Origin of the sequence: Aminobacter sp. J41, assembly GCF_000526635.1 — a bacterium.
Classification (GTDB): domain Bacteria; phylum Pseudomonadota; class Alphaproteobacteria; order Rhizobiales; family Rhizobiaceae; genus Aerobium.
The window spans coordinates 135,542-150,272 of the sequence record NZ_JAGL01000001.1 but is presented as its reverse complement, the minus strand read 5'-3'; the positions used below and the strand labels follow the sequence as shown (position 1 = coordinate 150,272).

Annotated in this window: 15 protein-coding genes; 8 read left to right on the top strand and 7 right to left on the bottom strand. The window is 63.8% G+C overall.

The window, feature by feature from the left end:
• Positions 1-9: 9 nt before the first annotated feature.
• Together L630_RS0100720 and L630_RS22070 are read left to right on the top strand one after the other, a co-directional pair.
• Complete coding sequence (locus tag L630_RS0100720) at positions 10-213, top strand: SlyX family protein (RefSeq protein ID WP_024846370.1); 204 nt, start codon at positions 10-12, stop codon at positions 211-213.
• A 12-nt stretch (positions 214-225) separates the two neighbouring features.
• Positions 226-969 (top strand): anti-sigma factor, encoded by a 744-nt coding sequence (locus L630_RS22070; RefSeq protein ID WP_024846369.1) that lies wholly within the window; start codon positions 226-228, stop codon positions 967-969.
• A gap of 62 nt (positions 970-1,031) precedes the next feature.
• On the opposite strand, the gene L630_RS0100710 is transcribed toward L630_RS22070, so the two are convergent.
• A complete protein-coding gene (locus tag L630_RS0100710; protein WP_024846368.1) occupies positions 1,032-2,027 on the bottom strand; it encodes a BMP family ABC transporter substrate-binding protein in 996 nt (331 codons plus the stop codon).
• Between the two features lie 312 nt (positions 2,028-2,339).
• On the opposite strand from L630_RS0100710, the gene L630_RS0100705 reads away from it, so the two are divergent.
• The 3 genes from L630_RS0100705 to L630_RS0100695 all read left to right on the top strand — a co-directional run bounded on the left by L630_RS0100705 (position 2,340) and on the right by L630_RS0100695 (position 4,236).
• Entirely contained in the window at positions 2,340-2,831 is a 492-nt protein-coding gene (locus L630_RS0100705) for a hypothetical protein (RefSeq protein WP_144701955.1), read from the top strand.
• A gap of 129 nt (positions 2,832-2,960) precedes the next feature.
• Entirely contained in the window at positions 2,961-3,407 is a 447-nt protein-coding gene (locus tag L630_RS0100700; RefSeq protein ID WP_084465661.1) for a hypothetical protein, read from the top strand.
• A gap of 124 nt (positions 3,408-3,531) precedes the next feature.
• The gene (locus L630_RS0100695) at positions 3,532-4,236 is read left to right on the top strand and encodes a glutathione binding-like protein (RefSeq protein WP_024846365.1); all 705 of its coding nucleotides are present in this window, start codon (positions 3,532-3,534) and stop codon (positions 4,234-4,236) included.
• On the opposite strand, the gene L630_RS0100690 is transcribed toward L630_RS0100695, so the two are convergent.
• The 4 genes from L630_RS0100690 to L630_RS0100675 are packed head-to-tail and all read right to left on the bottom strand — an operon-like array spanning position 4,214 to position 7,708.
• Positions 4,214-5,044, bottom strand: a complete 831-nt coding sequence (locus tag L630_RS0100690) for a metal ABC transporter permease (RefSeq protein ID WP_034329067.1) — start codon at positions 5,042-5,044, stop codon at positions 4,214-4,216. The two genes, L630_RS0100695 and L630_RS0100690, sit on opposite strands and share 23 nt — an antisense overlap.
• On the bottom strand, positions 5,044-5,901 hold the full coding sequence (locus tag L630_RS0100685) for a metal ABC transporter permease (RefSeq protein WP_024846363.1): 858 nt from the start codon (positions 5,899-5,901) through the stop codon (positions 5,044-5,046). The genes L630_RS0100690 and L630_RS0100685 overlap by 1 nt, the downstream gene beginning before the upstream one ends.
• Entirely contained in the window at positions 5,898-6,824 is a 927-nt protein-coding gene (locus L630_RS0100680; RefSeq protein WP_024846362.1) for a manganese/iron ABC transporter ATP-binding protein, read from the bottom strand. Before L630_RS0100680 ends, L630_RS0100685 begins: the two co-directional genes overlap by 4 nt.
• Complete coding sequence (locus tag L630_RS0100675; protein WP_024846361.1) at positions 6,821-7,708, bottom strand: metal ABC transporter substrate-binding protein; 888 nt, start codon at positions 7,706-7,708, stop codon at positions 6,821-6,823. Before L630_RS0100675 ends, L630_RS0100680 begins: the two co-directional genes overlap by 4 nt.
• 166 nt (positions 7,709-7,874) lie before the next feature.
• Between L630_RS0100675 and L630_RS0100670 the strand changes: the two genes are divergently transcribed.
• A complete protein-coding gene (locus L630_RS0100670) occupies positions 7,875-8,306 on the top strand; it encodes a Fur family transcriptional regulator (RefSeq protein WP_024846360.1) in 432 nt (143 codons plus the stop codon).
• Positions 8,307-8,309: 3 nt separating this feature from the next.
• Here L630_RS0100670 and L630_RS0100665 read toward each other — a convergent pair whose 3' ends face one another.
• On the bottom strand, positions 8,310-10,439 hold the full coding sequence (locus L630_RS0100665) for a bifunctional diguanylate cyclase/phosphodiesterase (RefSeq protein WP_245263624.1): 2,130 nt from the start codon (positions 10,437-10,439) through the stop codon (positions 8,310-8,312).
• 242 nt (positions 10,440-10,681) lie between these two features.
• On the opposite strand from L630_RS0100665, the gene gndA reads away from it, so the two are divergent.
• Positions 10,682-12,103 carry an NADP-dependent phosphogluconate dehydrogenase gene (gene gndA, locus L630_RS0100660; RefSeq protein ID WP_024846358.1) on the top strand — a complete coding sequence of 474 codons (1,422 nt, stop codon included), beginning with the start codon at positions 10,682-10,684 and terminating at the stop codon, positions 12,101-12,103.
• On the opposite strand, the gene L630_RS0100655 is transcribed toward gndA, so the two are convergent.
• A complete protein-coding gene (locus L630_RS0100655) occupies positions 12,104-13,138 on the bottom strand; it encodes a LacI family transcriptional regulator (RefSeq protein ID WP_024846357.1) in 1,035 nt (344 codons plus the stop codon).
• A 299-nt stretch (positions 13,139-13,437) separates the two neighbouring features.
• Here L630_RS0100655 and L630_RS0100650 point away from each other — a divergent pair, with 299 nt between their 5' ends.
• Complete coding sequence (locus L630_RS0100650; protein WP_024846356.1) at positions 13,438-14,667, top strand: ABC transporter substrate-binding protein; 1,230 nt, start codon at positions 13,438-13,440, stop codon at positions 14,665-14,667.
• Positions 14,668-14,731 lie beyond the last annotated feature (64 nt).

The following is a 14,731-nucleotide window of genomic DNA, read 5'->3' as shown; positions in this document are numbered from 1 at the left end:
GGAAATGGCATGAACGAGGAACGTATCGTCCAGCTGGAAATCCTCGCTGCCGAGCAGGAAAAGACCATCGCGGAACTTTCCGGCGAGATTGCCGAGCAGTGGAAGGTGATCAACAAGCTGCAGAAGAAGCTCGACGCGCTCATCAACCGCTTCCTGGAGCTTGAGGAACAGGCAGCGCCGGAAATCCCGGTCACCAAGCCGCCGCACTGGTAAGGGGGACGACGCATGACGCTCAGCGACCGGATGGCCCGCGCCGAGGACTATGTCTTCGGCCTGATGAATGACGAGGAGCGGGGCCGGGCCGAGCGGGACATGGAGATCGATCCGCAGTTCCGCGAATGCGTCATGGTGCTTGCCGAGCAGCTCAGGCGGCTGCGCGAGGAAAAGGAAAAGCCGGTCTCGATCACCGACGACGCCTGGCGCGACATCACCCGGCGCATCGCCTCGATGCCGCAGATGGTGGGCGCGGCGACGGCGGAGCGCATGGGCCTGTCATTGGGCGGCGATCCGTCACGCAAGGGACTGCTGCGGCTCAACCGGCCGCTGGCGCATCACTTCATCGGATGGAAGGCGACGGTGATGTCGGTGGCGCTGATCGCCGCGCTCGGCATGGGCTACATGGTGGGCGAGCAGTCGGCGCGGCTGCCGACGCCGGTGGCAACCGCGATCCTGGAAGATGCCGAGGGCAAGCCGGCCGTGTTCGTCGAAGCCTGGGATGACCGCAGCGTGCGGCTGGTGCCGCTCGGCAAGGTCGCGCTGCCCGAGGGCAAGATGCTGCAGTTCTGGATCGACGGAAAGCCCTATGGCGTGATGCCGGCAAGCCTGGAGGCGCTGGTGCGCGGGCCGGAACTGCCGGAGCCGCGCGCGGGGCAGACCTACGAGGTCACCATCGAGAACCTGCCGGGTCTTGGCGGCGAGCCGGCCGAGGTGCCGCTGTTCAAGGGCCTGGCACAGCCGATCGAGCGCTGAGGACAAAACAAAACCGCCGGACGTTCGCCCGGCGGTTCTTTGATTTCTGGAGCGGGCCCGGATCAGAACGGGCAGGAATTGTCGCTCATGAAGTCGTGGACCTTGATCTCGCCGGCGATGATCTTGGCCTTGGCGGCCTCGACCGCTTCCTTCATCTCCGGGGTAATCAGCTTCTCGTTGTGCTCGTCGAGCGAATAGCCAACGCCGTCCTCCGCAAGCCCGAGGTCGTTGATGCCGGGCGTGAAGTTGCCGTTCTTCGCGTCGTTGAACGCGTTGTAGACGGCAACGTCCACCCGCTTGATCATCGAGGTCAGCACGTGGCCGGGATGCAGGCCGTTCTGGTTGGAGTCGACGCCGATGCCGAGCTTGCCAGCGTCAGCGGCGGCCTGCAGCACGCCAACGCCCGTGCCGCCGGCTGCGTGGTAGATCACGTCGGCGCCCTGGTCGATCTGGGCGCGGGTGATCTCGGCGCCGCGGCTCGGATCGTTCCATGCCGACGGCGTGTCGCCGGTGTAGTTGCGGATGACCTTGGTGCCTTCCTTGGTCTCGATCGCGCCCTGGACGTAGCCGCACTCGAACTTGCCGATCAGCGGGATCTGCATGCCACCGACGAAGCCGACCGTGCCGGTCTGCGAGGCCATGGCGGCGAGAAGGCCGACGAGGTAGGAGCCTTCCTGCTCCTTGAACACGACCGAGCGGACGTTGGGCTTCTCGACGACGGTGTCGATGATCGCGAACTGCGTCTCCGGGAACTCGTCGGCGATGATTTCGAGCGCGGACGACCAGGAGAAGCCCGCCATCACGATCGGGTTGCGGCCGTCCTCGGCGAAGCGGCGCAGGGCCTGCTCACGCTGCGCGTCGTTGGAGATCTCGAATTCGACATAGGAGATGCCGGATTCATTCTTGAACTGCTCGGCGCCGTTGAAGGACGCTTCGTTGAACGACTTGTCGAACTTGCCGCCCAGGTCGAAGAGAAGGCCTGGCTGAATGTCTTCCTGAGCCCATGCCGTGGCAGTCATTGCGGTCGCGGCCATCAGGCCTAGAACAAAACGCTTCATCTGATCCACACCCCTGTCGGTCCATCCACAACGCGCGGAACAGGTCGCGGCCTGTTGCTCGCGGGGCGGGATTTCTTTCCCGCCAAAGGCAATCTTGCACGCGGTTTGGCAAAATTCATCCGAAATCTTGACGTTGTGGAAGGTCAGTAAAGGCGGGGCAGAAGAGGAAGCGAAGCTTCACATTGACGCCACACAATGACCCGCAAATCGCCCCTGAACGACTGAAACTCATGGCGCCGCCGATCATTTCCTCTCCGGACGCAGAGACGTCCCCTCCCAGATGGACCACCAAACGGAACGAGAGGAAATGACATGAAACGTCTTCTAGCCATGACGACCGCCACCCTGATGGGCGCCTCGATGATCGCCGCTCCAGCATTTGCCCAGACGGGCGGTGAAGGCGGCGCCAACGATCCGGCATCGTCAGCCACCGAGCAGAACGCATCGCCGTCCCAGGGCAGCGGCTCGCAGCAGGACGTCGACCGCGGCACCACCCAGGCAATCGATGACGGCGCCGGCGACGGCGGCTCGCTGACCGCCGTGACCGGGAGCGGGGCAGCGGCCCAGTCGATTGCTTCGATGGACAGCTTCTCGGACGTGACGGTGCGCCGGATCAGCGGCGAGGAGAGCGCGAATGCATCCGAGGCAGTCTCGCAGAACCGCGATGCGATCACTCAGCTCCAGTCAGCGATTTCCGGCAATGCAGAGCTGATGAGCCGGCTTGAGGCCGAGGGCGTCGAGGTCTCCTCGATCGTCGGTGCGGAGGTAGCCGGCAATGGCGCACTGGTCCTTTACCAGCTCTGACCAATCAACCATGATGAGGCGGCGCAGGAATGGTTCCTGCGCCGCTTTTCGTTGGCCGGAACGTTGCTGCATCGGCTTCGTTGAACCCCGGTGCATTCCGTCATCGTCAGCCTGCACGGATCGATTTCCATGAGATTTCTCTTCCTGATTGCCCTGTTGGTCGCAACTCCTTCCGCCTTTGCGCAGGGTCTCGACAAGGAAGGCGCGATCGACACCATCGTCGGGTCCGACGTGACTACCGGCGAGGAAGCCGCGAACAAGGACGAGGGGCGCATCATCAAGGCGATCGAGAACTCGTCCGCCGCCGCGGCTGCGGTGCGCCGCAAATTCTCTCTCGACAAGGTCGAGATCGTCTTCATCCCGGACCTCGACGACAAGGACACGCAGATCGAGGCAAAACTCGAACAGTACAAGCCGCAGGTCACGGAATTGCGCGAGTCGATCCAGGGCAGCGCGATGTTCTACCACGCGGTGGACTCGCGGTCGGTGCAGCTCAACGACATCCTCGCGCTCGAGTTCGATGACAACAACGGTGTCACCATCTTCGTGAAGGGCAGGAACCCGGAAGGCGAATAGCCTTCCCATCACCTTTCAGTCAGCTTCTTTCAAACTCGGCCGCGCCTGCTTGCGTCTGGCGCGGCCATGGCTATTCCTCGACTGTCCGCCGATCCGGACCATGCACGAAAGGGATTCGCACTCCATGACAGACCTATCCAGCTTCCCCATCACCAAGCGCTGGCCGGCACAGGATCCGGGCAAGCTGCAGCTTTATTCCTTCCCGACGCCGAACGGCGTGAAAGTGTCGATCGCGCTGGAGGAAGTCGGTCTTCCGTACGAGGCGCACCTGGTCAACATCTCGAAGAACGAGACCTGGGGCGAGGAATTCCTTTCGCTGAACCCGAACGGCAAGATCCCGGCGATCATCGATCCCAATGGTCCGAACGGAAAGCCGTTCGGCCTGTTCGAGTCGGGCGCGATCCTGCTCTACCTTGCTGAGAAGACCGGCAAGCTCTTGCCGAAGGACCCGGCGCTGCGGATGGAGACGATCCAGTGGGTCTTCTTCCAGATGGGAGGCGTCGGTCCGATGTTCGGCCAGTTCGGCTTCTTCTACAAGTTCGGCGGCAAGGATTTCGAGGACAAGCGCCCGCTCGAGCGCTACCAGAACGAGGCCAAACGCCTGCTCGGTGTCATCGAGCAGCGCATGAACGGCCGCGAGTGGTTCATGGGCGACGAGTTCACCATCGCCGACCTCGCCATCTTCCCGTGGGTGCGCTCGTTGCGCGAGGGCTATGGCGCCGCCGAGGTGTTCGGCCTCGACGAGCTGCCGAACACCAAAGCCTGGGTCGAGCGCTGCATTGCGCGCCCGGCGAGCCAGGTCGGCCTCAACGTACCTCCACGGCCGTAACCCTGATCCGCGTCCTGATGAACGCTGCGATAAACACCAGCGTCATCAGGAGCACGATGGTCGGCGCCGGCGCGCTGTCGATGAAGAAGGACAGATAGACGCCGAGGAACGCGCAGGCGGTCGCGATCAGCATCGAGACCGCCACCATCGCATCGAAGCGCCGGGTGAGCAGGAATGCCGTCGCCCCCGGCGCGATCAGCATGGCGATCGCAAGGATGATGCCGACCGCCTTGAGCGCGCCGACGATCGTCAGCGAAAGCACAGCCAGCAGACCGTAGTGGTAGAAGCGAACCGGCAGCCCGATCGCCCGGGCGTGCTGCGGGTCGAATGCCGCAACCAGCAGGTCGCGGCGCAAGAGGCCGACGAAGCCGAGCGCGATAAGCGCAATCACACCCGTTTCCGCGATATCGCGCCAGGTGACGCCGAGAATGTCGCCGAAGAGGACGTGCATCAGGTGCAGGTCGCTCTCGATCATCGAAAACATGACGACGCCAAGGCCGAACATGCCGGAGAAGACGATGCCCATGACGGTGTCTTCCTTCACCCGGCTGTTTTCCTTCAGGTAGCCGACGGAGATCGAGCAGACCATGCCGGCGGCAAACGCGCCGGCGGCAAGCGGCAGGCCGAGAAGGTAGGCGAGGACGATGCCAGGCAGCACGGCATGGCTGATGGCGTCGCCCATCAGCGACCACCCCTTCAGCACCATGAATGGCGAAAGCAGCCCCATCGGCAGCGCCACCAAGAGGCCGATGACGAAGGCCTGCTGCATGAACGGAAACTGGAAGGGCATCAGCAGCATGTCGAACATTATGCGCCCTCCGCGAGTGCCTTGCGAGCCTGGCGCCGGGCGGCGAGCATGCCGTGCTTGGGCGCAAAGACGAAGGCCATGAGGAAGATCAGCGTCTGCAGGACGACGATGATGCCGCCGGTCGCGCCATCGATGAAGTAGCTCGCATAGGCGCCGACGAAGCAGGTGAGCGTGCCGATCGTGACGCTCAGGATGATGAGACGCGGGAAGCGGTCGGTCAGCAGGTAGGCGGTTGCGCCGGGCGTCACCACCATGGCGATGACGAGGAACGCGCCGACCGTCTGCAGCGCCGCCACCGTCGAAGCAGCAAGCAGCGTGAAGAACAGCGCGCGCAAAAGGCCCGGATTGAGGCCGACGGTGCGGGCATGGTTCTCGTCGAAGAAGACGACCATCAGGTCCTTCCACTTGACGATCAGGATCGCCAGCGAAATGCCGGCGATCAGCACCAGCTGCAGCGTGTCCGAAGGCGTGACGGCAAGGATGTTGCCAAGGACGATGGACTGGATGTTCACCGAGGTCGGCGACAGCGAGACCATGAACAGGCCGAGCCCGAGATAGGAGCTGAAGATCAGGCCGATGATCGCGTCCTCGCGCAGCTTCGTCTGCTGCGTGAGGAAAAGCATCGAGCCGGCTGCGAGCCCGCCGGCAATGAAGGCGCCGAGCGCGAAGGGAAGGCCGAGCATGTAGGCGCCGGCAACACCGGGAACGATGGCGTGGGAAAGCGCATCGCCAATTAGCGACCAGCCCTTCAGCATCAGATAGGCCGAGAGAAATGCGCAGACGGCGCCGATCAGGGCCGAGACCCACATCGCATTGATCATGTAGCCGTAGTTGAACGGCTCGAGGAGGACGCTCATTGCTTCGCCTCGTCCTCATTTGGAGGAACCGCGGGGCCAGCAGTCGAGTGCGCCTTGTCGCCATAGAGGACGAACGGGCGCTCGTCGTCCGTGAGCACCGTCACCGAGCGGGCATCTTCATCATCGTGCAGGGCAGTGCCGCCGAGCACGAAGTGGCGCAGCACGCCGCCAAAGGCGTTGGCGAGGTTCTCGTGGGTGAAGACCTCGGCCGTGGGGCCAGCGGCAAGCACGGTGCGGTTGAGAAGGATGGCGCGGTCGCAGAATTCGGGAACGGAGCCGAGATTGTGGGTCGATACCAGCATCACCCGGCCTTCGGCGCGCAGGTCGCGCAGGAGCGCGATGATCGCCTCCTCGGTGGTGACATCGACGCCCGTGAACGGCTCGTCGAGCAGGATCACCTGGCCTTCCTGGGCGAGCGCACGCGCAAGGAAGACGCGCTTCTTCTGCCCGCCGGAAAGCTCGCCGATCTGGCGCTTGCGAAAGCCGCTCATGCCGACACGCGCGAGCGCCTCATCAACCTTGCGTCGGTCCTCGTCGCGCGGGATGCGCAGGAAGTTCATGTGGCCGTAGCGGCCCATCATGACGACGTCCTCGACGAGGATCGGGAAGTTCCAGTCGACCTCCTCGGCCTGCGGCACATAGGCGACGAGGTTCTTGGCGAGCGCTTTCCGGGCCGGTTCGCCCATGATCGAGACGGAGCCCGCGGCAAGCGGCACGAAGCCCATGATCGCCTTGAACAGCGTCGACTTGCCGGCGCCGTTGACGCCCACCAGCGCGGTTATGGTGCCGCGCGGGATCGAGAAGCAGGCGTTTCTGAGCGCAGCCTGGCCGTTGCGGTAGGTGACGGTGACAGAGTCAACGGCAAGACCGGCGCTGCCGGCGCCGGTCCTTTCTGTCGCCTCGTCTGAGACATGCCGGTTCATTCGCTCAATCCCTCGGCGATGGTTTGTGTCGTGACCCTGAGAAGATCAAGATAGGTCGGCACCGGTCCGCTCTCATCCGACAGCGAGTCGACATAGAGGACGCCGCCGTACTTTGCGCCCGTCTCGCGCGCGACCTGCTGCGCCGGATCCGGCGAGACGGTGCTTTCGCTGAAGATCGCCGGGATTGAGTGCTCGCGCATCGCGTCGATCACCTTGCGGATCTGCTGCGGCGTGCCCTGCTGGTCGGCATTGATCGGCCAGAGGAAGAGTTCCTTGAGGCCGAAGTCGCGAGCCAGGTAGGAGAACGCGCCTTCGCTCGTCACCAGCCAGCGGCGGTCTTCCGGAATAGAGGCAAGCCGCTCGCGGATCGGCGCGATCGTTGCTTCGATCTTTGCCTTGTAGGCCTCGGCATTCGCCGCATAGACCTCGGCATTGTCGGGGTCATGCTCGGCAAGCGCCTTCCGGATGTTATCGACATATGTGAGCGCGTCCGTCGGCGACATCCAGGCATGCGGGTTTGGCTTGCCGGTATAGGGGCCATCGGAAATGCTCATCGGCTCGACGCCGTCGCTGACCACGGCGCTCGGCACGTCGCGCAAATTGCTGAAGAAGCGTTCGAACCAGAGCTCGAGATTGAGGCCGTTCCACAGGATGAGGTCGGCATCCTGGGCGCGCAGCATGTCACCCGGCGTCGGCTGGTATTCGTGGATCTCGGCGTTGGGGCGCGTGATCGATTCAACCTCCGCGGCGTCACCGGCAACGTTGCGGGCAATATCGGCAATGACAGTAAAGGTCGTGGCGACCTTGAGCTTTTCGGCATGCGCAACGGCGCACATCTGCGTCAGCACGAGCGCCGCCGCGTAAAAGATCGTCGTAAGACGCATGAAAACTCCAGAACTGCTTTCTCGAACAATTCAAAACTAGGCGAGGCGTTGCATGCTGTCAATGCAATTGCAAATCGTTTGCAACTGGACGGCTCCAGTTGCGAAAGCTGGGCATCGGAGGGGGCCCGGCTTTGCATCGCAGCCGGCGCTGTCGCATAGTCGCGCGATGAACGAGAGCATGATTCAGAAGCCGGATTACGAGACGGCCCTGCGAGAAGCGGGGGTGCGCATCACGCGCCCGCGCCGGGTCATCCTCGGGATCCTGTCGGACGCGGAAGACCATCCGGACGCGATGGAGATCTTCAAGCGCTCGGTCGCGGTCGACTCCAGCATCTCGCTCTCGACCGTCTACCGCACCATGAAGCTGCTGGAGGGGATTGGCGCGATTCACCGGCACGCCTTCGAGGGCGGCCCGTCGCGCTTCGAGCCCGCCGTGGGCGAGCATCACGACCACCTGATCGACATCGAGACGGGGGACGTGATCGAATTTCATTCCGAGCGGATCGAGGAGCTCCAGCAGGAGATCGCCCGATCGCTCGGCTATGACATCGTGCACCACCGCCTCGAGCTCTATGGCCGGCGGCGGCGCAAGAAGTAGGCGTCAGGCGGTCGCCAGCGCGAGATCGAGCTGCGGCTCCGGCTGAGATTCAGCCGTCTTTTCCACCCGCACGGGCTTCCTTTCCTGCTTCGGCTGGCTCGCCTCGAAGCCGGTCATGTGCAGCTGGCCGGATTCCACGATCTCGCTGAGCGGGACCGGGCGGCCGAGGAGATAGCCCTGCGCCTCGTCGCAGCCTTCGGCGTTGAGCAGCGACAGCTGGCCCTGCGTCTCGATGCCTTCGGCGAGCACCGGAATGTCGAGGCTCTTGCCGAGCGCGAGCACGGCGCGGATGATCGCCTTGGCCTGCGGGCTGGTCTCGGCCTCGCCCATGAAGGAGCGGTCGAGCTTGATCTTGTCGAACGGGAAGGCGCGCAGCGTCTCCAGCGACGAATAGCCGGTGCCGAAATCGTCGAGCGCGATGCTGACGCCGAGATCCTTGATCTGCCGCAGCATGCAGAGCGAACGCTCCTTGTCGGCGAAGATCGTGGACTCAGTTAGCTCCAGCTCCAGCCGCTCGGGCGGCAGGCCGGCCTCGTCGAGCACCTCCTTGATGAGACGCGGAAGGTCGGCATGGACGAACTGCACCGGCGAGATGTTGATCGAGACCTTGTAGCCGGGGGTCCAGCTCGCGGCGCGCGAGCAGGCGGTGCGCAGTACCCATTCGCCGAGCGGCAGGATCAGGCCGCTTTCTTCCGCAAGCGGAATGAACTCCGCCGGCGAGATGTAGCCGCGCGTGGGGTGCTTCCAGCGCAACAGCGCTTCGTAGCCGCGGATCTCGCCGGTCGCGACGGCGGTCTGCACTTGGTAGTAGACTTCGAGCTGGCCCTTCTCCACCGCCGCCTTCAGGTCGGCCGCCAGCGAGCGGCGGGCGCGGACGGTATCGTCCATCGACTGCTCGTAGAAGCAGATCGAGTGCACGAGGTCGGCCTTGGCGCGGTACATGGCAAGGTCGGCGTTGTTGATGAGCGCTTCCTTGTCGGAAGCATCGCTCGGGTAGAGCGCCACGCCGATACTGGCGCCGGGCGAGAACTGCTTGCCCTCGAAGCTGATCGGCTGGCCGAGCACGGTTTCGAGGCGGGCGAGGAAGTCGGAGATGTCCGTCTTGCTCTTGTAGCGGTGAAGGGCCGCGAATTCGTCGCCGCCGAGGCGGGCAACGAAATCGGTGTCTTCAAGCTGCGCCTTCATGCGCCGGCCGATGTCCTGCAATACGCGATCGCCGGCGGCATGGCCGTGCAGGTCGTTGATCTCCTTGAAACGGTCGAGGTCGATGCAGATCAGTGCCAGTTCGCCACCGGTCTCGGTCGCAAGCTCCAGCTCGTGGTCGAGGCGGTCATTGAAGCTGACGCGGTTCGGCAGGCCGGTGAGGCTGTCGTTCATCGCCATCTCGCGCAGGCGCTCGAGCGACTCGGCGCGCACGCTGCCATCGATCACGTGGCTGGCGAGACCGGCGCTGACGATGATGATGCCGACGCTGGCAATGGCGAGCGCCAGCGCCTGCAGCGCCGACGGGTCGGAATAGGAGCCGTCGATGATCATCGGCTCGACGTGGAAGGCGGCCATGCCGGTGAAGTGCAGGCTGACGATCGCGATGACCAGGACGGCGGTTGCGGCAATGCGGCCCTCGTTGGTTTGGCGCTGCATGAACACGTGCATCGACAGCGCTGACAGAACCGTCGAGAGAATCACGGACGCCACCAGATAATCGGTGTCCCAGGTGAGAATGCCCTGGACGCGGTAGGCGATCATGCCGGTGTAGTGCATGGCGACGATAGCAAGGCCGACGAGGGCACCGCCGATCGCGGGCATGACGCGGCTCATACGGCTCAGCGCCACGGCGAAGCCGAGGCACGAGCCGATGATTGCCACCAGCATGGACACGATCGTCATGACTGGATCGAACGACACCGGTGTGCCGGGCTCGTAGCCGAGCATCGCGATGAAATGTGTACACCAGATCGATGCACCGGCAGCGACGGCTGCTATGAACAGCCAGGACATCTTCTGCAGCCCGGACGTGCGGGACGCATCGGTCAGCAGTCGGGTAATCGTTGCCGATCCGCCAATGCAAACTGCAGCGGCTACCAGCACCAGAACGAGGCTATGCTCGTCCTTGATGCAACTCAGGACTCTCATCATTTTCCACGCCCACCCAGGCTGAGCAGATCTTCCGTCGCTCTGGGTCGGTGGCATACGAAGCAACAAATTGCGTGGACGTTAATTTGCACCGCAACATGCTCAATCGCTGTAGGGAACCGGGGTTTTTCAGCTTATCCGAAAGTCATGCCTCATGGCTGGTATGCAGCTGCAGCGGTTGACGCTCGGGACCGCCGATGCACATTCTTCCAAAACGCCAAAATTTCGGAGCAGGAACGTCGATGTCCAAAGCTGAAATCGGCCTGATTGGCCTCGGTGTCATGGGAGCCAATCTCGCCCTGAACATCGCCGAAAAGGGTTATCCGGTTGCCGTATACAATCGGACCACCTCCCGAACCGGCACCTTCTTCGAAAATGCGGGCGAACTGCGCCAGAACATCGTTCCCTGCGCGACGCTCGAAGAGTTCGCGGCCCAGATCAAGCCGCCGCGGCCGATCATCCTGATGGTGCAGGCCGGCAAGGCCGTCGACGAGCAGATCGAGGGCCTGCGCGACTTCCTTTCGCCCGGCGACATCATCATCGACGCTGGCAATGCCAATTTCCGCGACACCATCCGTCGCTTCGACGAACTCGAGAACTCGGGCCTGACCTTCATCGGCATGGGCGTGTCGGGCGGCGAGGAGGGCGCGCGCCATGGCCCGTCGATCATGGTCGGCGGCGAGAAGCAGGCTTATGAGCGCGTCGAGAGCGTGCTGAAGTCAATTGCGGCGAAGTTCGAAGGCGAGCCGTGCTGCGCCTGGCTCGGCCATGGCGGGGCCGGGCACTTCGTCAAGACGATCCACAACGGCATCGAATATGCCGACATGCAGATGATCGCCGAGATCTACGGCATCCTGCGCGACGGCTTCGGCATGGCGGCGAGCGACATCGGCGCCATCTTCTCGGAGTGGAACAAGGGCCGTCTCAACTCCTACCTCGTCGAGATCACGGCTGCCGTCCTCGAGACGGAAGATCCGGATTCCGGCGCTCCGATCGTCGACCGCATCCTCGACCGCGCCGGCCAGAAGGGCACCGGCCGCTGGTCGGCCATCGAAGCGCAGATGATGGGCGTGCCGGCAACGGCCATCGAATCCGCCGTCGCTGCGCGCAGCCTGTCGGCAGAGCGCGGCCTGCGCCAGATGGCCGCCAAGGCCTATGGCGGCACGCCGGCTGCCAGTGGCACGCAGCCGGATACGGACTTCATCCGCGACCTCGAGCTCGCGCTGTTCGCCGGCAAGATCGCGGCTTATGCGCAGGGCTTTGCGGTGATGGACCAGGCCTCGGAGGAGTTCCAGTGGAACCTGCCGATGCCCACGATCGCGCGCATCTGGCGCGCGGGCTGCATCATCCGCTCGCAGTTCCTTGGAACGCTGGCAAAGTCGTTCGAGGCAGACCCGGATGCCGAAAACCTGCTCCTGATCGGCGACTTCGTCGAGATGATGAAGGAGGCGCATCCGTCGCTTCGCCGCATTGTCGCGCATGCCGCTCTCAACGGCCTTCCGGTCCCAGCACTGTCGGCGGCACTCGGATATTTCGACTCGTTCCGCCAGGCGCGCGGCACCGCGAACCTCATCCAGGCGCAGCGCGACTATTTCGGCGCCCACGGCTTCGAGCGCATCGATCAGGACGGCGAGCACCACGGCCCGTGGGGCTCTGGCCTCTGATCAGGACGGATCGTCCGGCGCAGCCAAAGTCTGGAGCGTATCGGCGGGAACACCGTCGATGCGTGCCTTGACGGCTTTGGCAAGCTGGCGCCCGGCGAGGCGGAAATCCTCGTTGACGGTCAACAATTCGCGCCGGAATATTTTCACCAGCTTGCTCGACTGCTTGGTGGCAACGTCGATGTCCCTGCCGAGCCGCAAACCGACTTCCTCGAGCGCCGACACGACGGCAAAGGCTGCAGCGCCGCTGCCGCAAACGATGCCGTCCGGCGCATTTGGCCGGTGAAGGAGCTGCAGGGCGCGCTCCTTGAGCTCCTCGATCGGCAGGTCGATCGAGGCATCGCGGAACGGAATTTCCGTGCAGCCGCACTCGGCCAACCCTTCGGTAAACCCCTCGCTCATGTGGCGGTTGTAGGTGAGGTGCGGCGGCGGGCTGACCAGCGCAAGGCGCCGGCGTCCGGCCGCCGCGAGCGCCCGAACCGCCTTCAGCGCGAAGGCATGATTGTCGAAGTCGTGCCAGGCATGCGCGATGCCCATCTGCGTGCGGCCATGGGTGGCGAACGGAAAATTGTGCTCGGTGAGATAACGCACGCGCGGATCGTCCGGCCGCGTCTGTGACAGGATGATGCCATCGGCCGAGTGAGTCTCGACGACATAGCGCACGGGCGTCATCGGGTCCTCGGACCCCGAATAGGGCGTCAGGATCAGGTGATAGGGCGAACCGGCAAGCTCGGCGGCGACACCGGCGATCATGTCGGAAATGAAGCCCATCAGCTGCTCGTCGGTGTTGAGGATCAGCGAGATGACGTTCGTCTTGCCGGTGCGCAGGCGCACGCCGGCGCGGTTCGGCCGGTAGCCGACCTGGCGCGCGACAAGCTGCACGCGACGCTTAGTTTCCTCGCCGATTTCCGGCGCATCCTTCAGCGCGCGCGAGACGGTCGTCACGCCAAGCCCGGTCATGAATGCAATTGTCTTGAGCGTCGGCGGGGCGCTCTGAGGTGCGGCTTCCGTGGCCCCGGCCTTCTCAACATCAGTCATGATGTGCAGTCCAACTCTCGGTCACTGTAACGTTACAGAATTTTTTGCAGTTGCACAGGGAAAATTGAAGCTCATCAACCGGCGCGTCGTGGTCACCATCAGACAGCAGCGGACCAAAAGGCGTGCGATTCACGATTAGAAATCAAGAATATGCGCTCAGTCTGAGGCGAGTTGATCGATTGCTGCTGTTACCGTTTTTGTTCGAGTCGCGAAATTAATAGCCCCCGAAGTGTTGCGCGTTACGAAAGCTTGCCCTATCGTTCGATCTGTAACGTTACAGTTTTCGGGGAGGAGATCTGATGCGCTACGGGTTGTTGACTGCTGCCTTCGCCTTGTCGTCGGCACTGCATGCCTCTGCATACGCCGCTGAACTAGAAGTGACGCACTGGTGGACTTCAGGCGGCGAAGCCGCGGCGGTCGCCGAATTCGCGAAAGCCTTCGACGCATCAGGTCACAAATGGATCGACGGTGCCGTCGGCGGCGGCGGTCCGACCGCCCGCACCGTGTTCGTCAGCCGCCTGACCGGCGGCGACCCAATGGGCGCGACGCAGTTCAATCACGGCCGTCAGGCCGAGGAGCTGGTGGAGGCCGGGCTGATGCGCGACCTCACCGACATCGCAACCGAGGACAAGTGGCTCGAGGTCATCAACCCGCCGACGCTGCTCGATGGTTGCACGGTCGACGGCAAGATCTACTGCGTGCCGATCAACATCCACTCCTGGCAGTGGCTGTGGCTGTCGCACAAGGCATTCGAGGATGTCGGCCTGCCGGTGCCGAAGAACTGGGATGAGTTCGTGGCCGCCGCGCCGAAGCTGCGCGAGGCGGGCAAGCTCCCGCTCGCCCTCGGCAGCCAGCCGTGGCAGTCCGCCGGCCTGTTCCAGGTGCTGATGGCCTCGCTCGGCGGGCCCGAGATCTTCAACAAGGTCTATGGCGACAAGGACGCCGAGGCCGCGGCCGGCGAAGAAATCAAGCGCGTCTTTGCAGCGGCGGGCGATGCCCGCGAGATGGCCAAGGGCTCCAACGTGCAGGACTGGAACCAGGCGACCAACCTCGTCATCACCGGCCAGGCCGGCGGGCAGGTGATGGGTGACTGGGCGCAGGGCGACTTCCAGGTCGCCGGTCAGGTGGCCGGCAAGGACTATTCGTGCCTGCCGGGCCTCGGCGTCAACGAGGTGATCGCCACCGGTGGCGACGCCTTCTACTTCCCGGTTCTCAAGGATGAGGAAAAGAGCAAGGCGCAGATCGACCTTGCCCGTCTCATGCTCTCGCCGGAGGTGCAGGTCGCCTTCAACCTGAAGAAGGGATCGCTCCCCGTTCGCGGCGACATCGACCTCAACGCCGCCAATGACTGCATGAAGAAGGGCCTCGAAATCCTCGCGGCCGGCAAGACCGTTCCCGCGCCCGAGCAGCTGCTGAGCCAGGACACGATCACCCAGATCAACGATCTGATGGTCGAGTTCTTCAGCTCCGAGATGAGCGAGGCGGACGCCCAGACCCGCTTCGCCGACATCATCGCTGGCGCTGACTAGGCCCCGCGCCGGCGTAGGGAATGCCGACCTCCTCCGGCGGCATTCCCTCCCCAAAATCCTGACG